The sequence below is a fragment of the Streptomyces sp. IBSNAI002 genome, assembly GCF_052244475.1.
Lineage (GTDB): Bacteria > Actinomycetota > Actinomycetes > Streptomycetales > Streptomycetaceae > Streptomyces.
Genome location: NZ_JBQPXG010000002.1, coordinates 2495794 through 2518658 on the forward strand (window position 1 = coordinate 2495794; position 22865 = coordinate 2518658).

Consider the following 22865-nt stretch of genomic DNA (forward strand, 5'->3'; position numbering starts at 1 on the left):
AATGCGGGGAGACGCCCCCCCGGGAACCCCCCGGGTGCGGCGTCCGTGTGTGGGGTGGGCCGGTCATGCGCCAAGGGCGTCGGCCCTGGAAATGGGCCGAGGAGAACCAGGTGACGACGTATGACGACCGAGCGAGCCTCGCGGATCTGACCAGCACGGCCGAGCGGGTGCGGCACTCGGTCGAGAGCGTGATCGAGGGCAAGCCCGAGGTCGTGCGCCTCGCGCTGACCGTGCTGCTCGCCGAGGGACACCTGCTGATCGAGGACGTCCCCGGCGTCGGCAAGACGATGCTCGCCAAGACGCTCGCCAAGTCCATCGACTGCTCGGTGCAGCGCATCCAGTTCACACCGGACCTGCTGCCCTCCGACATCACCGGCGTCAGCATCTACGACCAGCAGCGCCGCGAGTTCGAGTTCAAGCCGGGAGCGATCTTCGCGCAGATCGTCATCGGCGACGAGATCAACCGCGCCTCGCCGAAGACCCAGTCCGCGCTGCTGGAGTCGATGGAGGAGCGCCAGGTCACCATCGACGGCACGACGTACACGCTGCCGAGCCCCTTCATGGTCGTCGCCACCCAGAACCCGGTGGAGATGGAGGGCACCTACCCGCTGCCGGAGGCCCAGCGCGACCGCTTCATGGCGCGGGTCTCCGTCGGCTACCCCAGCCCCGAGGCCGAGCTGCAGATGCTCGACGTGCACGGCGGGCTCTCCCCGCTCGACGACCTGACGGCCGTCGCGCACGCCCACGAGATCGTCAAGCTCATCGAGGCCGTCCGCGAGGTCTACGTGGCCGAGCCGGTCCGGCGCTACGTCGTCGACCTGGTCTCCGCCACCCGCAGCCACCCCGATCTGCGGCTCGGCGCCTCGCCCCGGGCCACCCTGCACCTGCTGCGCGCCGTGAAGGCCTCGGCCGCGCTCGCCGGCCGCGACTACGTCCTGCCCGACGACGTCCAGGCACTGGCCGGTCCCGTCCTCGCGCACCGGCTGCTGCCCACCGCCCAGGCCCAGCTGAACCGGCGCACCGCCGAGCAGGTCGTCGGCGAGATCCTCCAGCGCACCCCGGTCCCGGCCGCGCACGCCCGCGGCGAGATGCCGCCCGGCGCGGGCATCCGGGGCTTCTGATGAGCGCCGGTGCCCCGCGCGGCGCCGGCGGCCAGGCTGATCGCGGCCAGGGGGGCGGGCTGCGCGCGTCGCTCTCCGGCCTGACCACCCGCGGCCGCTCCTTCCTGGCCGCCGGGATCGCCGCGGCCGTCTGCGCGTACGTACTGGGCCAGGGCGCGCTGCTCCGGGTCGGACTGCTGCTCGCCCTGCTGCCGCTGCTGTGCGTCTACGCCCTGCACCGCACCCGCCACCGGGTCTCCGGCAGCCGCCGGCTCACCCCGGGCCGGGTCCCCGCGGGCGCGGAGGCCCGGGTTCAGCTGCGCATGGACAACACCTCCCGGCTCCCCACCGGCCTGCTGATGCTCCAGGACCGGGTGCCGTACGTCCTCGGCCCGCGGCCGCGGTTCGTCCTGGACCGGGTCGAGCCCGGCGGCCGCCGCGAGGTGTCCTACCGGGTCCGCTCCGACCTGCGCGGCCGCTACCCGCTGGGCCCGCTCCAGCTGCGGCTGACCGACCCCTTCGGGCTGGTCGAGCTGACCCGCTCGTTCAGCGCCTTCGACACCCTCACCGTCATCCCGCGCACCGAGCCGCTGCCGCCGGTGCGCCTCTCCGGCGAATCCTCCGGCTACGGCGACGGGTCGCGCCGCTCGCTGGCCCTGGCCGGCGACGACGACGTGATCCCGCGCGGCTACCGGCGCGGCGACGACCTGCGCCGGGTGCACTGGCGCTCCACCGCCCGCTACGGCGAGCTGATGGTCCGCCGCGAGGAGCAGCCGCAGCGCAGCAGGGCCACCGTCCTGCTGGACACCCGGCAGGACGCCTTCGAGGGCGCCGGACCCGACTCGGCCTTCGAGTGGGCCGTCTCCGCGGCCGCCTCCAGCCTGGTCCACCTGCTGGAGCAGGGCTACGCGGTACGGCTGCTCACCGACACCGGGGACTGCGTGCCCGGGCTGGGCGGTGGCGGCTTCTCCTCCGGCGGGCACGAGTCCGCCGAGGCCGCCGGGCTGATGATGGACACCCTCGCGGTCGTCGGGCACTCGGACGGCGCGGGCCTGACCCGGGCCTACGACGCCGTGCGCGGAGGCGGCGGTGGCGGCTTCGGCGAAGCCGGCGGGGACGGGCTCCTCATCGCCTTCTTCGGCGACCTGGACGACGTACAGACGGATCTTGCGGCCAAGATGCGCCAGCGCACCGGGGGCGCGGTGGCCTTCGTACTGGACTCCGCGGCCTGGTCCGGGCAGCCGGCGCGGGACCTGGGCCCGCTCCCGGTGGAACAGCGGCTGCACAGGCTGCGCGACGCGGGCTGGACGGCGCTCGCCGTCCCGCCCGGGGTCGCCTTCGGCGAGCTGTGGCGGCGTGCCGGGAGCACGGCGTCCGGTACGGGAACCTCTGGAGGCCGGGTATGAGCGGGCGCGCGCGAGTGACGCTGTTCGCGGCGCTGGCGACGCTGCTCACCGCGTGGTCGCTGGTCCCGCTGGTCGAATCGGCGGGCTGGCTGCTCCAGGCGGCGCTGCTGCTGGCCGTGCAGAGCGCGGTGGGGGCCGGGGCCCGGCGGGTGCCGCTGGCCAGGTCGCTGACCGTGGCCGCGCAGCTGCTGGTGTCGCTGCTGGTCCTCGCGGTCCTCTTCGCGGGCAAGGGCGAGTCGACCGGGAGCGGGCCGCTGGCCTACCTGGTGACCGACTTCGGGGCGCTGTTCCAGCGCGGTGTGCAGGACGTGAGCGAGTTCGCGATCCCGGCCCCGCTGACGGACGGCATCCGGCTGCTGCTGGTGTCCGGGGTGCTGCTGATCGGGCTGCTGGTGGACGCCCTCGCGGTGACCCTGCGGACGGCCGCGGCGGCGGGGCTGCCGCTGCTCGCGCTGTACTCGGTGGCCGCCGGCCTGTCGGGCGGCGGTGAGGCCTCCTGGTTCTCCTTCCTGCTCGCGGGCTGCGGCTACCTGATGATGCTGCTGGCCGAGAGCCGGGACCGGCTGGCGCAGTGGGGGCGGGTCTTCGGCTCGGCCCCGCGCGAGCGGGTCTCGTCCGCGTCCGGCCTCGGCAGCGGCGGGGAGGGCCGGCTAACGGCCCCGGTGCGGACCGGCCGGCGGATCGGCGCGATGGCCCTGGGCCTGGCGCTGGCGGTGCCGGCGGCGCTGCCCTCGCTCGGCGGCGGAATGCTGGGCGGCCCGGGCGACGGCGACGCGACCGACGGCGGTGTGGGCGGGACGATCTCGGCGGTGAACCCGCTGGTCTCCCTGCAGAGCAACCTGAACGCGCAGGACAACCGGGTCGTGCTCAAGTACCGGACGGACAATCCCCAGCAGGGCGAGCAGTACCTGCGGATCCTGGCGCTGGACGAGTTCAACGGGAGCAAGTGGGAGGCCTCCGGGCGGGCCCTGTCCGACGTCCCGGAGCGGCTGCCCAATCCGCCCGGGCTCAGCGGGGACGTCCGCCAGGGTGCGGCCGAGGTGCAGACCAACGTGTCGGCGGCGGAGTCCTACACCCAGCGCTACCTGCCCATGCCGTACCCGGCGACCTCGGTGGAGATCCCGGGGAAGTGGCGGTTCGAGCCGGCCGGCCGGACCCTGGTCGGGGACCAGCTGGGCAAGGACAGGTTCCAGAACGTGCAGGGCGCGCAGTACTCCGTACGGAGCCTGCTGCTGAAGCCGACGGCGCAGCAGCTGCGGTCGGCGCCCGAGCCGGACCCGGCGATCCGTGCCGAGTACACGAAGCTGCCGGACAACCTGCCGCCCGTGGTCACCGAGACGGCGCGCCAGGTGACGCAGGGGGCCAAGGACGACTACACGCGGGCCGTGAAGCTCCAGGACTACTTCGCCGTGAACGGCGGGTTCCGCTACAACACGAAGACGGCCTCGGGCACCGGTCCGCAGGCGGTGGCCCGCTTCCTCGCCGACAAGGAGGGCTTCTGCGTCCACTTCGCCTTCTCGATGGCGGCGATGTCCCGTTCGCTGGGCATCCCGGCGCGGGTCGCGGTGGGCTTCACCCCGGGCGAGAAGCAGCCGGACGGCAACGTGAACGTGTCGATGCGGGACGCGCACGCCTGGCCGGAGCTGTACTTCGAGGGCGTGGGGTGGACGCGGTTCGAGCCGACGCCCCGGGCGGGCATCAACGTGCCGGACTACTCCCGGGCGCAGGCCCCGACGGCCCAGCCGTCGGCGCCCGCGGCGCTGCCCTCGCAGGGCGCGGCGCAGCCGACGCCCGCGCCCTCCAGGTCGGACGAGTGCCCGCCGGAGCTGAAGAAGCTCGGCGAGTGCGGTGCGGCCGCGCCGCAGCACAGCGCGTCCGGTGGCGGCGGTAGCCCGGTGTCGGCGGTGCTCGGCTGGGCCGCTCTGGCGGTGGCGGTGATCGGCCTGCCGCTGCTGCCGCTGCTGTGGCGGGGCCGGGTGCGGGCCCGCCGGCTGCGTTCCGGGGAGGTGGCTGCGGCGTGGCGGGAGCTGGGCGACGCCGCGTGGGACGTGGGCGTCCGGCCGGACGAGGCGCTGTCGCCGCGGCGGGCTGCCGTACGGGTGGTGGAGCTGGGGCGGCTGGACGTTGCGGCCGGGGCCGCGGTGCACCGGGTCGCGGGGGCGCTGGAGCGGGCCCTGTACGCGCCGCCGGGTGCGGCCGTGTCGTACCCGGAGCTGGCGGGCGACGTCCTGCTGGCGCGGGCGGGGCTGCTGGCCGGCGTCGGCCGTCTCGGCCGGCTGCGGGCCCTGCTGCTGCCGCGTTCGGCGACCCGTCTCGCGTGGGCGGCGTCCCGCCGCTGGTCGGCGCTGGCCGACCGGGCGGGCGCGCTGTCGAGCCGCGTCCGCCTGCGCATCCCCCTCCGGGGCCGCGGCTGAGGGGACCCGGAGGGGGGCTTGCGCCGCCCCCGGACGCGCGAACGCGGCGAGGCTCGATCCCCCCGAGCCCCGCCGCGTTCGCGTACCACGTCACGGAGGAGGTACCCGGTCCGCTCCGCAGCCCCGTGTCGGCGGTGCGGACCGGGCCTCCTGTCCGTTGCCCCCAGTCTGGCGTCCGCGCAGGTGGGGGCCCATCCGCGCAGGTACTCATTTCCGTGCCTAGGTACGGATACTCAGCCGCCGCGGCAGGCCCCACCAGTTGTACGGGCTCCGCCGCCCCGGCGGCACCGCCGACTGGGGGTCAGTGCCGGCCGGCCCCGGGGGTCAGTGCCCGCTGACCCGGCCGCGCAGCAGCAGCGACAGCGCCGAGTGCACGTCGTCGAGCGACCGCTCGCTCTGGAAGGACTGCCAGTCCAGCGCGGCCACCAGCACCATGCCGACCAGCGCGGCCGCGGTCAGCGGCACGTCGATCTCGGCGCTCAGCTCACCGCGTTCGACGCCCTCCCGCAGCACCGTCTCCACGACGGCCACCGCCTCCTGCCGGACGACCATCAGCGTGGACTGCCACGCCCGGTTGGTCCGCCACAGTTCGGCGACGTACAGCTGGGTGAAGGCCGGATAGCGGTCGATGAAGACGAGGCCGGCCCTGATCATCGCGTCGAGGGCCTCGACGCGGCTGCCGCCGCGCGCCTCGGTCTCCTCCGCGGCCGTCCGCAGCGAGACGGTCAGCAGCCCGACCCCGTGCCGCAGGAGCTCCTCGAAGAGGTCGTTCTTGCTCGCGAAGTTGTAGTAGACGGTGCCCTTCGCGACGCCCGCGCGCTCGGCGATCTCCTCGACCGTGGTCGCGGAGAAGCCCTGTTCGGCGATCAGGGTCACGGCCGCTTCGTAGAGCTTCTGGCGGGTGGCCTGCCGCCGGCTGCCCACGGCGGCGGAGGTGCTGCTGCTTTCCATGGCGCTGATTCTCACAGGTCACCGGCTCTCAGAGGCTCAGTTCGGGGTGCAGCCGGTCCATGGTCCATACCTGCTTGCCGCGGGCGGCGAGCGCGGTGAGGGCCAGGGCGCCCACCGTGAAGGCCACCAGGACCGCGCCGCCCTGCCACACGGGGGCGAGGTCGCCGCCCGTGATGAGGCGGCGCAGGCTCTCGACGACGTACGACATCGGCAGGTACGGGTGGATGGCGTTGAAGAAGCCCGGGCTGGTCTGGACGGGGTAGGTGCCGCCCGCCGAGGTCAGCTGGAGCATCAGGACGGCGAGCACCAGGATCCGCCCGGCGGCGCCGAACTTGGCGTTGAGCCACTGGACGATCGCCGCGAAGCAGCCGGTGACCAGCATCAGGAAGCCGACGGTGAGGGCCGGGCGGGCGGGCTCCAGGCCGAGGCCCCAGTGGAGCACGGCCATGAGCAGGCTCACCTGCGCGGCGCCGAGGGCCGCCACGGGCAGCCAGCCGGCCAGCGCGATCCGCCAGGGCGAGGCGCCGGCGGCCAGGGCCCGCCGGTTGAGCGGGGCGATCAGCATGTAGGCGACCATCGCGCCGACCCACAGGGAGAGCGGGATGAAGTACGGGGCGAAGCCGGTGCCGTAGTTGGGCGCCTTGTGCAGGGACTGGTTGGCGAGGCGGACCGGGTCGGCCATGACCTCGGTGCGGGTGTCGCGCTGCTGCTGGTCGTAGTCGGGGATCTTGCCGACGCCCTCGTGCAGGCCGCCGGCGAGCTCCCCGCTGCCGTCGACGAGCTTGAACATGCCGCCGCTCAGGCTGTGCGCGCCGTCGCCGAGCTTGCCCACGCCCTCGCTGAGGGCGCCGGAGCCGGTGGTGGCGCTGCCGATGCCGGTGTGCAGCTCGGCCATGCCGGTGGCGACCTGGTGGGCGCCGTCGTTGAGGGCGTTGACCTGGGCGACGGCCGCGTCGAGGTCGGCGGCGAGGCCGGGGGCCTTGTCGACGAGGAGGCGGGCCTTCTTCTCCAGGTCGGTGAGCTGGGTGCGGAGCTTGCCGACGTCGCCGTTCGCGTTCTTGACCAGGGTGCTGACGTCGCCGGAGAGTTCGGCGGCCTCGGCCGCGTCGTCCTTGACCTTCTTCAGGTCGGGGCAGGAGGCCAGGTGCGGTTCCTTGCCGGGGGTGACGCAGTGCTCGGTGTAGTAGGCGTCCGCGCCCTGGGAGGCCTTCTTGGCGGCGGAGGCGGCGGCCGGGGCCTTCTCGGCGAAGGTGTCGAGGTGGTTCTTGACGACCTTGGCGGTGTCGGCGACCAGCTCGGCGGTGTCCGCCAGGTTCTTGGGGTCCCGGACGAACGGGCGGGCCTTCTCGGCGGCCCCGTTGACCTCGTTCGCGAGCTTCTGGGTGCCGGCCGCGACGTCCTTGGAGCCGGTTTTCAGCTTGCCCGCGCCCGAGTTGAGCTTGCGCAGGCCGCCGGCGAGCTCGCCGCTCTTCTCCTTGGCCGTGTCGAGGCCCTCGGCGAGCTCCTTCGCGCCCTCCTGGGCCTTGCCCGCGCCGTCCTTGAGGCGGTCGGCGCCGTCGGCGGCCTCGGCGGTCTTGTCGTGGAGGTCGGAGAAGCTGACGAAGATCTTGTCGAGGAAGCCGCGGGAGGCGTTGGTGGACGCCGCCGAGCGGACCTCGGAGAAGACGGTGCGCGAGATCGAGCCGACGATGTAGTTGTTGGCGTCGTTGGTGCGGACCTGGAGGGCTCCGGTGGCGGGGTCCCCGCCGGAGCTGGAGGCGATCTTCTCGCTGAAGTCGGCGGGCATGGTGAGGGACAGGTAGTACGTCCCGTTCTCCAGACCCTTGGCGGCCTCCTCCGCGCTGACCTCGCGCCAGTCGAAGGTCTTGCTGTCGTGGAGCTTCTTGGTGATCTCGTCGCCGGCGTCGATGCGCTTCCCGTCGACGGTGGCGCCGTGGTCGGAGTTGACGAGGGCGACGGGCACCTTGTCGAGGCGGCTGTACGGGTCCCAGAAGGACCAGAGGTACAGGGCTCCGTAGAGCAGCGGCAGCAGGAGCAGTGCGACGAGAGCGGCCCGGGGCAACTTCCCCCGCCCGAACCGCTTCAGCTCAAGCGCGGCCAGCTTCGGCGAGCGCATCGTCCGCCCCCTTCGTGTCGTCGTCGTTCTCGGTGTCGTTCTCGGTGCCGGCTTCGGCTTCTGCGCTGCCGCCGGTCCGCAGGACGAGCGCGTCGTCGGGAGCCTCGCTGCACACCGCGAGGACGGTGGTCCCGGCGGCGGCGACCGAGCGGAGCAGGGCCCAGGCCTCGGTGCGTTCGGCGTCCGAGAGCTTCATGTCGAGGTCGTCCAGGGCCAGCAGCCGCGGCGAGCCGAGCAGTGCGATGGCCACGGACAGCCGTACGGCTTCCAGGCGTTCCAGGTCCCGTACGGAGGTGCGCTGCCCCTTGGGCAGCGTGGTGAGGTCCAGTCCCGCGGCGTCCAGGGCCGCGTTGATCCGGGCCGTGCTGCTCGCGCGGCGTTCGCCGCGGGGGCGCAGCAGGGCGCGGACCGGTCCCTCGTAGCGGCGCTGGAGCAGGGCGCCCTCGCGCAGCTGCTCGGCGACGGTGAGGGCCTGGTCGAGCTCGTTGACGCCGGAGACCGGTCCCAGGGCGGCGATCCGGCGGACCGCGGCCATCCTCTTCGGCAGCCGGTGGCGGCCGACCTCGGCGTGTCCCTCGGTGGGTTTCATCCGTCCGGTGAGGGCAAGGAGCAGGCAGGTGCGGCCGCTGCCGGAGGGGCCCTCGACCGCGATGAGCGAGCCGGGCTCCGCGTCGATGCCGATGCCGCGGAAGGCCCAGCCGCGCGGGCCCTTGAGTCCGAAGTCCTCGGCTTTGACGGCCGCGCCGTGCGGGCTGTCCACACCGTCCCCCTTCATTTTGAACTGACCGGTCAGTTCAAAAACTATCAGCTCTTTCCGCACCATGCGCGCAGCGGGGGGCAGTTACCCCCACAAGACTCCAAAAACCGCAGGTCAGGGCGATTGTCAGTGGGGCCGGTCACGATGGAGGCAACGCATCGACAGGAGGTTCGCAATGGCCACACCGTCCGCGTCCCCTGTCCACCCCGTCCTGCGGAGGTCGGCGGCTCCGCCGGCCGCCCTCGACCTGCTCGCCAAGGCCCACGAGGGCCTGACCGAGGCCGCCCGCCTGCCCCGTCCCAACGAGCGCTACGCCACCGCCCACCTGGCCGCGCTGCGCACCGCCGCGGCCGTGCTCGCGGCGCGGGGGCGGCCCGAACCGGTGAACCCGCGGCGGAGGCCGAGGATCCGCAGCGCGTGGGAGGTGCTGCCGGAGATAGCGCCGGAGCTGGCGGAGTGGAGCGCGCTCTTCGCCTCCGGCGCCGCCCGCCGGGCCCGGGCCGAGGCGGGGATACCGGGCGCGGCCAGCAGCCGGGAGGCGGACGATCTGGTGCGCGCGGTCTCGATGTTCCTGCGCCTGGTGGAGCGGATGCTCGCGATCCGGCCTCCGCAACAGCCCCTGCCCCAGCCCCGTCCGGAGCGGCCCGAGGCGGGATGAGCCGCCGGGGCCCGGCACCCGGCCCCGAAAGACCGGCCCTCGACGCGGAAGGCCATAGGGTGGGGCCCGGTGGGGCACTGACCCCTCACCCGTTGCCTACCGCGCCGAGGAGCCATCAGCCGTGTCGGACACTTCCCGCCCCCGTGCCTCCCTCCGCACCGCCGTGGTGTGGGAGGTCCTCAAGGAGGCGCTCGACCGCCGCGTGAAGGCGACCGGCCGGGATGTCCTGGACGTGCTCGACACCGGTGGCGGCACCGGGAAGTTCGCCGTGCCGGTGGCCCGCCTGGGCCACCGCGTCACCGTCGTCGACCCCAGCCCGAACGCGCTGTTCGGGCTGGAGCGCCGGGTGGCCGAGGCCGGGGTCGCCGACCTCGTCCGCGGGGTCCAGGGCGATGCCCAGGGCCTGCTGGACGTCGTCGAGCGGGACGCCTACGACGTGGTGCTCTGCCACGGCGTACTGGAGTACGTGGACGACCCGGCCGAGGGCGTGGCCAACGCGGTCGCCGCCCTGCGCCCCGGCGGGACGCTCAGCCTGCTGGCCGCCGGACTCGGCGGAGCCGTGCTCGCGCGCGCCCTGGCCGGACACTTCACGGAGGCCCGTACCGCCCTCACCGACCCGGCCGGCCGCTGGGGCTCGGGCGACCCGGTACCCCGCCGCTTCACCGCCGAGACCCTCGCCGAGCTGGTCGGCGGGGCCGGCCTGGAGGTCGGCGCGGTGCACGGCGTACGGATCTTCGCCGACCTCGTCCCGGGGGTCCTGGTGGACACCGAGCCCGGCGCCGTGGAGGCACTGCTGCGCCTGGAGGAGGCCGCCGCGGAGCTGCCCGCCTTCCACGCGGTCGCCACGCAGTTGCACGTGCTGGGCGAGAAGCAGGCCTGATCTGCGATCTTCGTCGGACGGAGTCGGCCACACACCCTCCGAACCGGCGATCGGCCCCGTATGATCGGGGCAGTGACCGGCATGGTGGACGTGCCATTGGGGAATAAGCGCCTCAGTGGCCGCTCCCGCGGCGGCACGGATCGTTGTCGATACGGATCCATGAATGATCTATTCGAGAACGTGGCGTAGAGGGCGGGTATCACGGGGGCGATTCCCCGCCTATCCTGAAGGGGACCCCTGGTCGCTACCCCCCGCGACCGACGGATGAGGAGGACTCCCGTGCCGCTCTCGGAGCACGAGCAGCGCATGCTCGAGCAGATGGAGCGAGCGCTGTACGCCGAAGATCCCAAGTTCGCGACAGCGCTTGAGGGAAGCGGACTGCGCACGTACACCCGGCGACGGGTCTACCAGGCAGTCGCAGGCATTGTGGTGGGTATCGCGCTCCTCATGGCCGGTGTGATCTGGCAGGACGTGCTCTGGGTCAGTGTGGTGGGATTTCTCGTCATGCTGGGCTGCACGGTCCTCGTCGTCACCGGTTGGCGCAAGGCACCCAAGCCTGGCGAGCAGCCCGTCTCCGGAAGTTCAGACGGTTCGGCCCGTGGCCGCAGCCGGCAGCGTCGGTCGATGATGACCCGCATCGAGGAACGGTGGCAGCGCCGCCGTGACGAACAGGGGCAGTAGCGCCCCCGGACATCGTGAGTGAGGGGACGGGAGCCTGCCGGCTTCCGTCCCCTCACTGCTCTGCGGCACCGGGCTGCGGCATGATGTGGGGGTGAGTGTGCTCCCCCTGGTCTTCACCAGCGGCTGGGCCAGTGGGATCAACGCGTACGCCGTGATCCTCCTGCTCGGCATCTTCGGCGCGACCGGCCTGACCGACGAGGTCCCGGCCTCCCTGCAACGCACCGACGTGCTGATCGTCGCGGGCGTGCTGTTCCTCTGCGAGGTCGTCGCCGACAAGATCCCGTACGTGGACTCGGTCTGGGATTCGGTCCACACCGTGATCCGCCCGGTCGCCGGTGCCACGGTCGGCGCGCTGCTGGCCGGGCAGAGCGGTTCGCTCTCCGACATCGCCGCCGGCGCGGTGGGCGGTTCCACCGCCCTGGTCAGCCATTTCGTCAAGGCCGGCACCCGGATGGCGATCAACACCTCGCCCGAGCCGTTCAGCAACGTCGCCATGAGTATCGCCGAGGACCTCGGCGTGGCGGGCCTGGTCACCTTCGCGATGTTCAACCCCGAGGCCGCCGCCGTCATCGCGGCGGTCCTGCTGGCCGCCGGACTGGCCCTGCTGATCTTCCTCTGGACCCGGATCCGCCGCTTCCTGCGCCGCCGCGCCCAGCGCCGCGAGGAGAAGCGGCTGGCCGCCGAAGCCCGCGCGCAGACGGCCGCCCCACCTCCCTGACCTGAGGGGACGCCTCCCTCGATAGGCTCAGCCGCATGGCACGAATTGCGGTGATCGGCGCCGGGATGGGCGCGATGGCGACGGCGGCCCGGCTGGCCGTGGCGGGACACCGGGTGACGGTGTACGAGCGCGGGGAGACGTACGGGGGCGCGGTCGGCCGGTACGAGCGCGAGGGCTTCGCCTTCGACACCGGGCCCGGCCTGCTGCACCTGCCCGCCGTCTACCGCGACCTGTTCGTCAAGACCGGCAAGCGGTCCCTGGAGACCTGCGTGGACATGGCGCAGGCGGACCCGGCCGTCCGGCACGTCCTCCCCCACCACGGGGTCGACGTCGCCCTCCCCGGCGCCTCCCGCGGCGGCGTGGCCGCCGCCCTCGACGGGGCCTTCGGGCAGGGCGCGGGCGAGCGCTGGAACGCCGTGCTGGGCCGCGCCCGGGACGCCTGGGACGCCACCCGCCGGCCCCTGCTGGAGGAGCCGCTGCCCGCCGACCGCCGGGCCCTGGCCGCCGATCCGTATCCCGCCCTGCGCCGCGGCGGCCTGCTGCGCCGCCGCCCCCCGACGCTGGCCGACGTGGCCGGCCGGGAGCTGGGCGGCGGTCTCGGGGAGGTGCTGGCCGGCCGGGTGCGCGCGTACGGGATCGACCCCGGGCGGGCCCCCGCCTCGGCCGCCGTTCTGCCGTACATGGAGCAGACCTTCGGCAGCTGGTACGTGCGCGGCGGGATGCGGGCCCTGGCCGACGCCGTCCACGAGCGCTGCCGGGAGCGGAAGGTGGAGTTCGTCTTCGGCGCGGAGGTCCGGGAGGTCCGCACCGACGCGGGCCGTGCGGCCGGTCTGCGGCTGGCGGACGGCAGTGAGGTCGCGGCCGACTCCGTCGTCTGCGGGATCGACCCGCGGCTGCTGCCCGCCGCCTCGCTGCCCTGGCCGCGCGAGGCGGTCCCGGCCCGCGGGCCGGACCTGCCGAGCCGGCTCACCCTGTTCCTGGCGCTGAGCGGCGCCCGGCCCCCGGGAACCGTCCACCGCACCCTCGTGCACTCCCCCGGCCTGGACGTCACCGTGCTGCGTCCCGACGACCCCGCCACCCGGCCCGGCGCGGCCCACGAGGCGGTCACGGTGACCGCCGTGTGCGGCCCGGCGGGTGCGGCGGGAGCGGCGGATGCGCCCGAGCCGTCCCCCGACCGGCTGCTGGAGCTGGCCGGGCAGGCCGTGCCGGGGCTGCGGGAGCGGCTGCTGTGGCACGAGGCGCACACCCCCGCCGACATCGAGGCGGCGACCGGCGCCGCGGGCGGCTCGGTGCCCGCGCCGGCCCTCGCGGGGGCCGGCGGGCGGCTGCTCTACCCGGCCAACGCCACGGCGGTGCCGGGGCTGTACCTGGCGGGCGGCTGGGCGCACCCCGGCGGCGGGCTGGCGCACGCCGGGATGACCGGGGCCCTGGTGGCCGGGCTGATCGTGGAGGGCGCGGAGTTCCGCGGCTCCCAGTGACCCGCCCGCGGCCGGCCGGTGCTCAGTAGCGGTACTGCTCGTACTCGCCCTGCTGGGGGTAGGGGTACTGCTGCGGTGGCTCGCCGCCCTGCTCGTCCCCCGGGTAGGGCTGGGCTCCCCCGTCGGTGGTGCGCTGCTGCGGGACCCAGACCCCGCCGGGCGGGGTGTCCATGGAGTACTGCTGCTGCCCGTGGTCGGGGTACGGGGTGTAGGCGGAGTACTGGGCGTAGTTCGCGTAGTTCGCGTCGTTCGGGTAGTCGTAGGACGTCGGCTGTCCCAGGACCCCGCCGGTGCCGATGTACGGGTCCGAGTAGGCGGCGTAGACCTGCTGCTGGTCGCCCTGCGGGTAGCCGGCGGAGTAGTCGTACGCGCCGCCCCCGCCCTGGCCGGTGGGGTCGTGGTACGCGGCGTACTGGTGGGCGTCCTGCTCGGCCGTGGTGAACGGCGAGGCGAAGGCGGCCGTCTGGCCCGCGTCGGCGGTGGGCGCGAAGCTCTGTATGCCGTAGGAGCCGGTGTCCTCGGGCATCGGCTGCGGGCTGTAGACGTCCTCGACCGCGGGCGGGAACCGCCGTTCCGAGGCGCGGTCTTCGCCCGTGTCCGCGGCCCCGTCCGCACCTTCGTACTCCAGCGCGGTGACCTGGAGGGCCGGTTCCGGACGCGCGCCGCCGGAGCGCCGGCGGCCGGACTGCCGTACGGGTTCCCCGCCGCGCCGCAGCGCCCAGCCGGCCACGAAGCCCTTGCGGAAGGAGAGCGTGACCAGGGTCTGGCCCACGGCGAACGCGGCCGCGCCGGCGCCGATGACCGGCACCGACGGCAGGACCACCCCGGCGACCACGCCGAGGAAGCCGGAGAAGGCGAGCAGGCGCCAGCGGAGCCGGGCCTTGTACTGCATCAGGACCTCGGCAAGCAACCACAGCGCGACGAAGCCGAACGCGATGTAGAGGACCGTCATACCCATGCATGGCCCCTCTCGGTACGGCCGGCCGCCCAGGCTACGGGGGCCCGCCGGTCAGGCCCGCTGGTGCAGGCCCAGGTTCTCGTAGATCTCGAGAGACGCCGTGGAATTATTCAGCGTGATGAAGTGCAGCCCTGGGACACCCTCGGACAGCAGCCGCGCGCAGAACTCCGTGGCGAACTCGATGCCAATGGAGCGTACAGCGGCCGGGTCGTCCTTGACGGCGAGCATGCGCTCTTTCACGTCCGCGGGGAAGACCGCGTTGCTGAGTTGGGGCAGCCGGTCGAGCTGCTTGATGCCCACAACAGGCATGACCTCGGGGATGATCGGGGTCTCGCAGCCCGCCTTTTCGACGCTGTCGCGCAGCCGCAGATAATTCTCCGGATCGAAGAACATCTGGGTGATCGCATAGTCGGCTCCCGCGCGGCACTTGTCCACGAAATGCCGGATGTCCGTATCCCAGTCCTTCGAACGGGGGTGCATCTCGGGGAAGGCGGCGACGCCCACGCAGAAGTCGCCGGACTCCTTGAGCAGCCGGACCAGGTCGGCGGCGAAGTGGACCCCCTCCGGGTGCGCCACCCATTCGGCCATCGGGTCGCCCGGCGGGTCGCCGCGCAGGGCGAGCATGTTGCGGATGCCGGCGTCGGCGAACTGGCCGATGACGTGGCGCAGCTCGGCGATGGAGTGGTCGACGGCGGTGAGGTGGGCGACCGGGGTCAAGGTGGTGTCCGAGGCGATCTGCTCGGTGGCCTTGACGGTGCCGCCGCGGGTGGATCCGCCGGCTCCGTAGGTCACGGACACGAAGCTCGGGGACACCGCCTCGATCCGCCGCAGCGCGTTCCAGAGGTTGCGTTCGCCCTTCTCCGTCTTGGGGGCCCAGAACTCGAAGGAGTACGAGCGCCCGGACGCGAGGAGGTCGCGGACCGTGTGTGCACGATCCGACCAGGTGGAAGCGGTACCAGAGGCCATACGGGCAGGTTAGACGCGGGCTGGCGGACACCGAAGCGGTGTCCGCCTTTTGGACACGTTTTTGGACACCCTCCGGTGCCGGGCCCGTCCTAGCCGAGGCGGGCGCGGACCCGCTTGGCGAGTTCCGCGGCGGCGGCGCCGGGGTCGTCGGCCTCGGTGAGGGCCCGGACGACGACCACGCGGGTGGCTCCGGCGTCCAGCACCTCGTCCAGGTTTCCGCCGTCGATGCCGCCGATCGCGAACCAGGGCCGGTCCTGCCCGAGGGAGGCCGCGTACCGGACGAGTCCGAGGCCGGGGGCGTGGCGGCCGGGCTTGGTGGGGGTGGGCCAGCAGGGGCCGGTGCAGAAGTAGTCCACGCCGGGCTCGGCCACGGCCGCGTCGACCTCGTCCTCGGCGTGGCAGGAGCGGCCGATGAGCACGGAGCCGGGGCCGCCGAGGATGGCGCGGGCGGCGGGCACCGGGATGTCGCCCTGGCCGAGGTGGAGCACGTCGGAGCCGATGGCGTGGGCGACGTCCGCCCGGTCGTTCACGGCGAGCAGCTTGCCGTGGCGCCGTGCGGCCTCGGCGAAGACCTGGAGGTGCTCGAGCTCCTCGCCCGCCTCCATGCCCTTGTCCCGCAGCTGGACGATGTCCACGCCGCCGGCCAGTACGGCGTCCAGGAACTCGGGGAGGTCACCCTGGCGCTTGCGGGCGTCCGTGCACAGGTAGAGCCGGGCGTCGGACAGCTGCATGGGTGTACCCCCCGTGATGGAGGCGGTGTACGGACCCGGGGGCCCGTACACCGCGGTGGAGCGGATGCGATCGGGTCAGAGGGCGAGCGCCTGGGCGCGGCGCTTGACCTCCGTGCCGCGATTCTCGCTCAGCGCCTGCGCGGGGGTGCCGGGCAGGGTCGGGTCCGCCGTGAAGAGCCACTCCAGGATCTCCGCGTCGGAGAAGCCGTCGTCGCGCAGCACCGTCAGCAGTCCGACGAGGCCCTTCACGACCTTGTCTCCGTCGATGAAGGGGGCCGGTACCTGCAGGGAGCGGTTCTCGCCCCGGCGTACGGCGATGAGCTGCCCCTCCTTGACCATCTGGCGGACCCGGGTCACCTCGATGTCGAGCATCTCCGCGATGTCGGGGAGGTACAGCCACGAGGGGACAAGGGCATCGATCTTTGCGTCAATCTCGGTCACGGGGACAAGCCTGCCACCTCGGCCGGGCCGCCGGTACCGGGGCGACCCGTCCGGGGACCGGGCGGGCGTTCGCCGTCAGGCCGTCGCCGACTTCAGCGGGGTCGCGGGGTCCGCCGCCTTGGCCGGGTCCACGAGGACCCCCGTCTCGATCAGCTTGCGGCCCTGCGCCAGGTCGCGGGGTCTGCCGACGGCCAGCAGCGCGACCAGGGCCCCGTCCTTCAGCCAGCACACCGACCAGGTCCGCTCCCCCGGGTCGCCGCGCCAGAGCAGGGTGTCGGCCCCGCCGTGGTGGCCGGCGTACTGGACGAAGCGCCCGAACTGCTCGGACCAGAAGTACGGCACGGGGTCGTAGACCTCGGCCGGCTCCCCGGCCAGGATGTTCGCGGCGACCGTGCGCGGTCCCTGGAGCGCGTTGTCCCAGTGGTGCACGAGCAGCCGGGTCCCGTAGCGGGCCGAGGGGAAGGAGGCGCAGTCGCCGACCGCGTACACGCCGGGCAGCGAGGTCCGCAGGTGGGCGTCGGCGGTGACCGAGCCGTCGGGTCCGAGCGATACGCCGGTCCCGGCCAGCCAGCCGGTGGCGGGGCGGGCGCCGATGCCCACCACCACCGCGCCGGCCGGCAGCGCCCGCCCGTCGGCGAGGAGCACCCGGCCCTCCTCGACGCCGGCGACCTTGGCCCCGGTGACCAGGCCGGCGCCGGCCTCCTCGTACCAGCGGGCCATCGGCTCGGCCACCTCGGCGGGCAGCGCGCCGGCCAGGACCCGGTCCGCGGCCTCGACCACGGTCACCTCGCAGCCCGCCTCCCGGGCGGCGGTGGCGAACTCGGCGCCGATCCAGCCCGCCCCGACGACCACGACCGAGGGCGCGGCCGCCAGTACGGGGCGCAGCCGCTCGGCGTCGTCCAGGGTGCGCAGCAGGTGCACGCCGGGGACGCCGTCGGTCCCGGGCAGGGTCAGCGGCTGCGCGCCGGTGGCCAGGACGAGGACCCCGTACGGGACCGGCCCGGCCTCGGTGTCCAGTTCGCGGGCGGCGGCCCGCAGCCCGGTGACCTCCGTGCCGAGCCGCAGGCCGATGTCCAGCGCCTCGAAGTCCACGTCGAAGGCGGAGTCCTCGGCCTTGCCGAGCAGGACCGCCTTGGACAGCGGGGGCCGGTCGTAGGGCTGGTGGGGTTCGGCGCCCAGCAGGGTCACGGGGCCGGTGAAGCCGCCCTCGCGCAGGGCGACGGCGGTCTGCACGCCGGCCATTCCGGCGCCGACGATCACGACGCCGCTCTCAGTCTGTTCCGTCTGCTCGTTCACCCGGCCACCCTAATCATCTGACGGTCCGTCAGGAATAGGTGCCCCTTACCCGCCGCCGGCGGCGGGGTTAGTCTGGCCACCGTACCTATCGCGGGAGTCCGGGCGCACCGGGCTGAGAGGGAGGCTGGACGGCCTCCGACCGTACGAACCTGATCCGGGTCATGCCGGCGAAGGGAGGGGCTGGACGCCCATGCACTCATCTCGGAAGGGATCCGACGTCCTCGTCATCGGGGGCGGGATCATCGGGCTCGTCACGGCCTGGCGGGCGGCCCGCCGGGGCCTCGGCACCGTACTGGCCGATCCGGCCCCCGGCGGCGGGGCCGCCCAGGTCGCGGCGGGCATGCTCGCCCCGGTCACGGAGCTGCACTACGGCGAGGAGGCCCTGCTGGGCCTGGGCCTCGCCTCCGCCGCGCGCTATCCGGAATTCGCCGCCGAGCTCGCCGAGGCGAGCGGCGGTCTGGACATCGGCTACCGCGCCTGCGGCACCCTCGCCGTCGCCCTGGACGCCGACGACCGCCTCCACCTGCGCGAGCTGCACGCCCTCCAGCGCCGCTGCGGCCTGGACTCGGAGTGGCTCACCGGCCGCGAGTGCCGCCGCCTGGAGCCGATGCTGGCCCCGGGCGTACGCGGCGGGCTGCGCGTGGACGGCGACCACCAGGTCGATCCGCGGCTGCTCGCGGCCGCCCTGCTGGCCGCCTGCGAACGGGCCGGGGTGGAGGTCCACCGGGCGGCCGCCGAACAGCTGCTCGTCACGTCCGACCGGGCGGCCGGCGCCCTCCTCGACGACGGTACGGAGCTGCGCGCGGACCAGGTGGTGCTGGCGGCGGGCTCGCTCAGCGGCCGGCTGGCCGGCGTACCGGCGGAGGTGGTGGCACCCGTACGCCCGGTGAAGGGGCAGGTGCTGCGCCTGTCGGTGCCCCCCGCCTACGCGCCGTTCCTGTCACGGACCGTACGGGCCGTCGTACGCGGCAGCCACGTCTACCTGGTGCCGCGGGAGAGCGGCGAACTCGTCATCGGCGCCACCAGCGAGGAACTGGGCTGGGACACCACGGTCACCGCGGGCGGGGTCTACGAACTCCTGCGCGACGCCCACGAGCTGGTACCCGGCATCACCGAACTCCCGCTGGTGGAGACCAGGGCGGGGCTGCGCCCCGGCTCGCCCGACAACGCGCCGATGCTCGGCCCGACCGACCTGCCGGGCCTGCACCTGGCGACCGGGCACTACCGCAACGGGGTGCTGCTGACCCCGCTCACCGGCGAGGTCATGGCGGACCTGCTGACCACCGGCGAACTGCCGCCGATCGCCCGCCCCTTCAGCCCCCGCCGGTTCTCCACCGCACGTCAGGAGTCGTACGCATGACCATCTCCGTCAACGGCGAGCCGCGCGAGGTCGCGGCCGGCACCACGCTCGACGCGGTGGTCGCCACCCTGACCGCGGCTCCCTCCGGGGTCGCCGCCGCGCTCAACGAGACCGTGGTCCCGCGCGGGCAGTGGCCGGCCACGGCGGTGGGCGAGGGCGACCGGGTCGAGATCCTCACCGCGGTCCAGGGAGGCTGAGCGGCATGGCGGACGACCTCTTCACGCTCGGCGGCCGGACCTTCTCCTCCCGCCTGATCATGGGCACGGGCGGGGCACCGAGCCTTGACGTGCTGGAGCGGGCCCTGGTGGCCTCCGGCACGGAACTCACGACGGTGGCGATGCGGCGGCTGGACCCGACGGTCCAGGGCTCCGTCCTGTCCGTGCTCTCGAAACTCGGCATCGCGGTCCTCCCCAACACGGCGGGCTGCTTCACGGCGGGCGAGGCCGTGCTGACCGCGCGGCTCGCGCGGGAGGCGCTGGGCACGGACTGGATCAAGCTGGAGGTGGTCGCGGACGAGCGGACCCTGCTGCCGGACGGCGTGGAACTCCTCGACGCGGCCGAGACCCTGGTGGACGAGGGCTTCACCGTCCTGCCCTACACGAACGACGACCCGGTGCTGGCGCGCAAGCTGGAGGACGCGGGCTGCGCGGCGATCATGCCGCTGGGGTCGCCGATCGGGTCGGGCATGGGGATCCGCAACCCGCACAACTTCGAGCTGATCACGGAACGGGCCGGGGTCCCGGTCATCCTGGACGCGGGGGCCGGGACGGCCTCGGACGTGGCCCTGGCGATGGAGCTGGGCTGTGCGGCCGTGATGCTCGCCTCGGCGGTGACCCGGGCGCAGGCCCCGGCGCTGATGGCCGCGGCCATGCGGGACGCCGTATCGGCGGGGCGGCTCGCGTTCCGCGCGGGCCGCATCCCCCAACGCCGTTTCGCCCACGCCTCGTCCCCGGCCTCGGGCCTCCCGGCCCTGGACCCGGAACGCCCGGCGTTCTGAGGGGACGGGGTCCCGCCCCGGGCGCGCCCACGTCACAGCTGCGCTGCAACGTGCCCCGCCCAGGCCGGGGGCTTCGCGGCGGCTCGTAGAATCTCCGGGTGGATACGACCCTGGATGACCCCCTCGTCGGGCGCGTGCTCGACGGCCGCTACCGCGTCGACGCCCGCATCGCCGCCGGCGGCATGGCCACGGTCTACCGGACCGTGGACACCCGCCTGGACCGCGTGCTGGCGCTGAAGGTCATGCACCCGGCGCTGGCCGCGGACGCCGCCTTCGTCGACCGGTTCATCCGGGAGGCGAAGTCCGTGGCCCGGCTCGCCCACCCCAACGTCGTCGCCGTCTTCGACCAGGGCACGGACGGGCCGTACGTCTACCTCGCCATGGAGTACGTCTCCGGCTGCACCCTGCGCGACGTGCTCCGCGAGCGCGGCGCGCTCCAGCCGCGGGTCGCGCTGGACATCCTCGAGCCCGTGCTCGCCGCCCTCGGCGCCGCCCACCGGGCCGGTTTCGTGCACCGCGACATGAAGCCCGAGAACGTCCTGATCGGTGACGACGGCCGGGTCAAGGTGGCCGACTTCGGGCTGGTCCGGTCCGTGGACTCGGTGACCAGCACCACCGGCTCCGTCCTCGGCACCGTCTCCTACCTGGCTCCCGAGCAGATCGAGAACGGCGTCACCGACACCCGCGTGGACGTCTACGCCTGCGGTGTCGTCCTGTACGAGATGCTCACCGGCGGCAAGCCGCACACCGGCGGCTCCCCCGCCCAGGTGATCTACCAGCACCTCCACGAGGACGTGCCGCCGCCGTCCGCGGCCGTCCCCGGCCTGCCCGTCGGCCTCGACGAGCTCGTCGCCCAGGCCACCGCGCGGAACCCGGAGCTGCGCCCCTACGACGCCGCCGCCCTGCTCGGCCTCAGCCGCGAGGTCCGCGCACAGCTCAGCGACGCCGCGCTGGACGCCGTACCGCCGCAGGCGCGCGCCGAGGAGCGGACGGCCGCCGAGGACCGCACCAGTGTGATCCCGCGCCCGGTCGCCGCGCACCGGCCCGTGCACCAGACCTCCCGGTTCCAGGTTCCGCCGCCGCTCCCGCCCGCCCCGGCGGCCGCGCGCGGGCCCCGGCGCGGCGTGCTGCTGGTCGTCGCGGGCGTGCTGCTGGCGCTCGGCCTCGGCACGGGGGTCTGGTACATCAACTCCGGCCAGTTCACCAAGGTGCCCAACCTGCTCGGCAAGACCGAGGAGCAGGCCAAGACCGAGCTGTCGGCGGCCGGCCTCGGCGTGAAGCGGATCGAGCGGAAGTTCAGCAGCACCTTCGACCGCGGCACGGTGATGAACACCGACCCGGCGGGCGGCAAGCGGATCCGCGGCAACGGCGCGGTCACCCTCACCGTCTCCCGGGGCCCCGAGGTCGTGGCCGTGCCCAACCTGAAGGGCCGCCCGCTCGAGGAGGCCAAGGCCGAGCTGACGAAGGCCGGGCTGGCCCCCGGCATCGTCACGCAGGCCTTCAGCCAGGACATCGCACAGGGCTCGGTGATCAGCACCGACCCGGCGGGCGGCGAGAAGCGGGCCCCCGACACGGCCGTCGCCATGATCGTCAGCAAGGGCCGCCCGGTCCCGGTGCCGAGCGTGGCCGGCCTCCCCTTCGAGCAGGCCAAGTCGGCCCTGGAGGGCCTCGGCCTGAAGGTGGCCACGGCCCCCGAACAGGTCAACGCCCCGTCCGCGGCCGGTACGGTCGCCAACCAGTCGGTCGGCGCCGGAACCCAGGCCGCGGCCGGGGACACGGTCACGCTGACCGTCTCCAAGGGCCCGCGCCAGCTCCCCGTCCCGGACGTGACCGGCCAGGACGTGGACGCGGCGCGCAAGGCCCTGGAGGGCGCGGGCTTCAAGGTGAAGGTGGAGCGGCCGCTCATCTCGTTCAGCAAGACCGTGGACACCCAGTCCGTGGCCGGCGGCCAGAACGCCCCCGAGGGCACCACGATCGTCATCAAGACCAAGGGGCTGTGAGCAGCGGTGATACGCAATCCGGTGGGCGGGCACGTGCCCGTCGCGGGCGGGCTCGCCTCGGTCGGCCTGACGTACGCCCGGGAGATGGGCGCGGAGGCGGTGCAGGTCTTCGTCGCGAATCCGCGCGGCTGGGCCACGCCGGTCGGCAATCCGGCGCAGGACGAGCTGTTCCGGACGCGGTGCGCGCAGGAGTCGCTCCCGGCCTACGTGCACGCCCCCTACCTGATCAACTTCGGCTCGCACACCGAGGCGACCGTCGAGAAGTCGGTGGAGTCCCTGCGGCACTCGCTGCGCAGGGCCCGGCAGATCGGTGCGCTCGGCGTGGTCGTGCACACCGGCTCGGCCACCGGGGGCCGGCCGCGTGAGGCGGCGTACGCGCAGGTCAGGGAGTACATGCTGCCGCTGCTGGATGAGCTGACGCACGACGACGACCCGTTCCTGCTGCTGGAGTCCACGGCCGGGCAGGGCTCTTCGCTGTGCTCGCGGGCCGAGGAGTTCGGGCCGTACTTCGACGCGCTGGACCACCATCCGAAGCTGGGGATCTGCCTGGACACCTGCCACATCTTCGCGGCGGGCCACGACCTGGCGGAGCCGGGCGGGACGAAGCTGACGCTGGACCTGCTGGTGGACACGGTGGGCGAGGGCCGGCTGAAGCTGGTCCACGCGAACGACTCCAAGGAGGGGGTCGGCGCCCACAAGGACCGGCACGCCAACGTCGGCCAGGGCCACATCGGCCGCGGAGCCTTCGCCGAGCTGTTCACGCACCCGGAGATGGCGGGCGTACCGCTGATCATCGAGACTCGCGGCGGCAAGGAGGGGCACGCGGCGGACGTGGCCCTGCTGAAGGAGCTGCGCGGGGGCGGGTGACCGCCCGATGCGTTGAGGAATACCCCTGGGGGGTATACGGTTCTGCTCTATCGGCGGAACCGCTACCCGGCTTTTCCCACCAGGGGGTCG

Annotated in this window: 21 protein-coding genes and 1 riboswitch; of the genes, 13 read left to right on the forward strand and 8 right to left on the reverse strand. The window is 73.9% G+C overall.

Going from position 1 to position 22865, the window contains the following annotated elements; translation table 11 throughout:
• Window positions 1–110: 110 nt before the first annotated feature.
• Genes ACTVZO_RS12145 through ACTVZO_RS12155 form a run of 3 tightly spaced genes read left to right on the forward strand, consistent with a single transcriptional unit; the run spans window position 111 to window position 4920 of the window.
• Window positions 111–1121 (forward strand): AAA family ATPase, encoded by a 1011-nt coding sequence (locus ACTVZO_RS12145; protein ID WP_069919928.1) that lies wholly within the window; start codon window positions 111–113, stop codon window positions 1119–1121.
• Window positions 1121–2506, forward strand: coding sequence for a DUF58 domain-containing protein (locus tag ACTVZO_RS12150; RefSeq protein WP_443298391.1), 1386 nt, complete (start codon window positions 1121–1123; stop codon window positions 2504–2506). Before ACTVZO_RS12145 ends, ACTVZO_RS12150 begins: the two co-directional genes overlap by 1 nt.
• Complete coding sequence (locus ACTVZO_RS12155) at window positions 2503–4920, forward strand: transglutaminaseTgpA domain-containing protein (protein WP_443298392.1); 2418 nt, start codon at window positions 2503–2505, stop codon at window positions 4918–4920. The genes ACTVZO_RS12150 and ACTVZO_RS12155 overlap by 4 nt, the downstream gene beginning before the upstream one ends.
• Window positions 4921–5244: 324 nt before the next feature.
• Here the strand turns inward: ACTVZO_RS12155 and ACTVZO_RS12160 are convergent, their stop codons facing one another.
• The 3 genes from ACTVZO_RS12160 to ACTVZO_RS12170 are packed head-to-tail and all read right to left on the reverse strand — an operon-like array spanning window position 5245 to window position 8747.
• On the reverse strand, window positions 5245–5871 hold the full coding sequence (locus ACTVZO_RS12160; RefSeq protein WP_443298393.1) for a TetR/AcrR family transcriptional regulator: 627 nt from the start codon (window positions 5869–5871) through the stop codon (window positions 5245–5247).
• A gap of 28 nt (window positions 5872–5899) precedes the next feature.
• Complete coding sequence (locus tag ACTVZO_RS12165; protein WP_443298394.1) at window positions 5900–7987, reverse strand: YhgE/Pip family protein; 2088 nt, start codon at window positions 7985–7987, stop codon at window positions 5900–5902.
• Window positions 7959–8747, reverse strand: coding sequence for an ATP-binding cassette domain-containing protein (locus ACTVZO_RS12170; RefSeq protein ID WP_443298395.1), 789 nt, complete (start codon window positions 8745–8747; stop codon window positions 7959–7961). Before ACTVZO_RS12170 ends, ACTVZO_RS12165 begins: the two co-directional genes overlap by 29 nt.
• A 172-nt stretch (window positions 8748–8919) precedes the next feature.
• Between ACTVZO_RS12170 and ACTVZO_RS12175 the strand changes: the two genes are divergently transcribed.
• The 5 genes from ACTVZO_RS12175 to ACTVZO_RS12195 all read left to right on the forward strand — a co-directional run bounded on the left by ACTVZO_RS12175 (window position 8920) and on the right by ACTVZO_RS12195 (window position 13159).
• Window positions 8920–9402, forward strand: a complete 483-nt coding sequence (locus tag ACTVZO_RS12175; protein WP_443298396.1) for an SAV_6107 family HEPN domain-containing protein — start codon at window positions 8920–8922, stop codon at window positions 9400–9402.
• A 121-nt stretch (window positions 9403–9523) separates the two neighbouring features.
• Window positions 9524–10282, forward strand: a complete 759-nt coding sequence (locus ACTVZO_RS12180; protein ID WP_384229288.1) for a class I SAM-dependent methyltransferase — start codon at window positions 9524–9526, stop codon at window positions 10280–10282.
• 279 nt (window positions 10283–10561) lie between these two features.
• Window positions 10562–10963 carry a DUF3040 domain-containing protein gene (locus ACTVZO_RS12185; protein WP_443298397.1) on the forward strand — a complete coding sequence of 134 codons (402 nt, stop codon included), beginning with the start codon at window positions 10562–10564 and terminating at the stop codon, window positions 10961–10963.
• A gap of 91 nt (window positions 10964–11054) precedes the next feature.
• Window positions 11055–11681: a DUF4126 domain-containing protein gene (locus ACTVZO_RS12190; RefSeq protein WP_443298398.1), complete on the forward strand. Its 627-nt coding sequence runs from the start codon at window positions 11055–11057 to the stop codon at window positions 11679–11681.
• Between the two features lie 35 nt (window positions 11682–11716).
• Entirely contained in the window at window positions 11717–13159 is a 1443-nt protein-coding gene (locus ACTVZO_RS12195; protein ID WP_443298399.1) for a phytoene desaturase family protein, read from the forward strand.
• Between the two features lie 22 nt (window positions 13160–13181).
• Here ACTVZO_RS12195 and ACTVZO_RS12200 read toward each other — a convergent pair whose 3' ends face one another.
• The 5 genes from ACTVZO_RS12200 to ACTVZO_RS12220 form a co-directional block, all read right to left on the reverse strand.
• A complete protein-coding gene (locus ACTVZO_RS12200; protein WP_443298400.1) occupies window positions 13182–14117 on the reverse strand; it encodes a hypothetical protein in 936 nt (311 codons plus the stop codon).
• 51 nt (window positions 14118–14168) lie between these two features.
• Window positions 14169–15083, reverse strand: coding sequence for a methylenetetrahydrofolate reductase [NAD(P)H] (metF, locus tag ACTVZO_RS12205; protein ID WP_443298401.1), 915 nt, complete (start codon window positions 15081–15083; stop codon window positions 14169–14171).
• A gap of 89 nt (window positions 15084–15172) precedes the next feature.
• Window positions 15173–15814 (reverse strand): thiamine phosphate synthase, encoded by a 642-nt coding sequence (gene thiE / locus ACTVZO_RS12210; RefSeq protein ID WP_443298402.1) that lies wholly within the window; start codon window positions 15812–15814, stop codon window positions 15173–15175.
• A gap of 75 nt (window positions 15815–15889) precedes the next feature.
• The gene (locus ACTVZO_RS12215; RefSeq protein ID WP_443298403.1) at window positions 15890–16255 is read right to left on the reverse strand and encodes an Rv2175c family DNA-binding protein; all 366 of its coding nucleotides are present in this window, start codon (window positions 16253–16255) and stop codon (window positions 15890–15892) included.
• A gap of 75 nt (window positions 16256–16330) precedes the next feature.
• Window positions 16331–17551, reverse strand: coding sequence for an NAD(P)/FAD-dependent oxidoreductase (locus tag ACTVZO_RS12220; protein ID WP_443298404.1), 1221 nt, complete (start codon window positions 17549–17551; stop codon window positions 16331–16333).
• Window positions 17552–17631: 80 nt separating this feature from the next.
• Window positions 17632–17744, forward strand: a riboswitch (TPP riboswitch).
• Here ACTVZO_RS12220 and thiO point away from each other — a divergent pair.
• The 5 genes from thiO (at window position 17742) to ACTVZO_RS12245 (ending at window position 22775) form a co-directional block, all read left to right on the forward strand.
• Window positions 17742–18911, forward strand: coding sequence for a glycine oxidase ThiO (thiO, locus tag ACTVZO_RS12225; RefSeq protein ID WP_443298405.1), 1170 nt, complete (start codon window positions 17742–17744; stop codon window positions 18909–18911). (Overlaps the previous riboswitch by 3 nt.)
• Window positions 18908–19108 carry a sulfur carrier protein ThiS gene (gene thiS, locus ACTVZO_RS12230; RefSeq protein WP_384226841.1) on the forward strand — a complete coding sequence of 67 codons (201 nt, stop codon included), beginning with the start codon at window positions 18908–18910 and terminating at the stop codon, window positions 19106–19108. Before thiO ends, thiS begins: the two co-directional genes overlap by 4 nt.
• Window positions 19109–19113: 5 nt before the next feature.
• Window positions 19114–19908 (forward strand): thiazole synthase, encoded by a 795-nt coding sequence (locus ACTVZO_RS12235; RefSeq protein WP_443298406.1) that lies wholly within the window; start codon window positions 19114–19116, stop codon window positions 19906–19908.
• Between the two features lie 98 nt (window positions 19909–20006).
• A complete protein-coding gene (gene pknB, locus ACTVZO_RS12240) occupies window positions 20007–21908 on the forward strand; it encodes a Stk1 family PASTA domain-containing Ser/Thr kinase (protein WP_443298407.1) in 1902 nt (633 codons plus the stop codon).
• A 9-nt stretch (window positions 21909–21917) separates the two neighbouring features.
• On the forward strand, window positions 21918–22775 hold the full coding sequence (locus ACTVZO_RS12245; protein ID WP_443303128.1) for a deoxyribonuclease IV: 858 nt from the start codon (window positions 21918–21920) through the stop codon (window positions 22773–22775).
• Window positions 22776–22865: the final 90 nt, after the last annotated feature.

Coding starts and splice junctions, on each gene's coding strand:
- ACTVZO_RS12150 (WP_443298391.1), top strand. CDS start 1,121: ATGAGCGCCGGTGCCCCGCGCGGCGCCGGCGGCCAGGCTGATCGCGGC.
- ACTVZO_RS12155 (WP_443298392.1), top strand. CDS start 2,503: ATGAGCGGGCGCGCGCGAGTGACGCTGTTCGCGGCGCTGGCGACGCTG.
- ACTVZO_RS12160 (WP_443298393.1), bottom strand. CDS start 5,871: ATGGAAAGCAGCAGCACCTCCGCCGCCGTGGGCAGCCGGCGGCAGGCC.
- ACTVZO_RS12165 (WP_443298394.1), bottom strand. CDS start 7,987: ATGCGCTCGCCGAAGCTGGCCGCGCTTGAGCTGAAGCGGTTCGGGCGG.
- ACTVZO_RS12175 (WP_443298396.1), top strand. CDS start 8,920: ATGGCCACACCGTCCGCGTCCCCTGTCCACCCCGTCCTGCGGAGGTCG.
- ACTVZO_RS12195 (WP_443298399.1), top strand. CDS start 11,717: ATGGCACGAATTGCGGTGATCGGCGCCGGGATGGGCGCGATGGCGACG.
- ACTVZO_RS12200 (WP_443298400.1), bottom strand. CDS start 14,117: ATGGGTATGACGGTCCTCTACATCGCGTTCGGCTTCGTCGCGCTGTGG.
- metF (WP_443298401.1), bottom strand. CDS start 15,083: ATGGCCTCTGGTACCGCTTCCACCTGGTCGGATCGTGCACACACGGTC.
- thiE (WP_443298402.1), bottom strand. CDS start 15,814: ATGCAGCTGTCCGACGCCCGGCTCTACCTGTGCACGGACGCCCGCAAG.
- thiO (WP_443298405.1), top strand. CDS start 17,742: ATGCACTCATCTCGGAAGGGATCCGACGTCCTCGTCATCGGGGGCGGG.
- thiS (WP_384226841.1), top strand. CDS start 18,908: ATGACCATCTCCGTCAACGGCGAGCCGCGCGAGGTCGCGGCCGGCACC.
- ACTVZO_RS12235 (WP_443298406.1), top strand. CDS start 19,114: ATGGCGGACGACCTCTTCACGCTCGGCGGCCGGACCTTCTCCTCCCGC.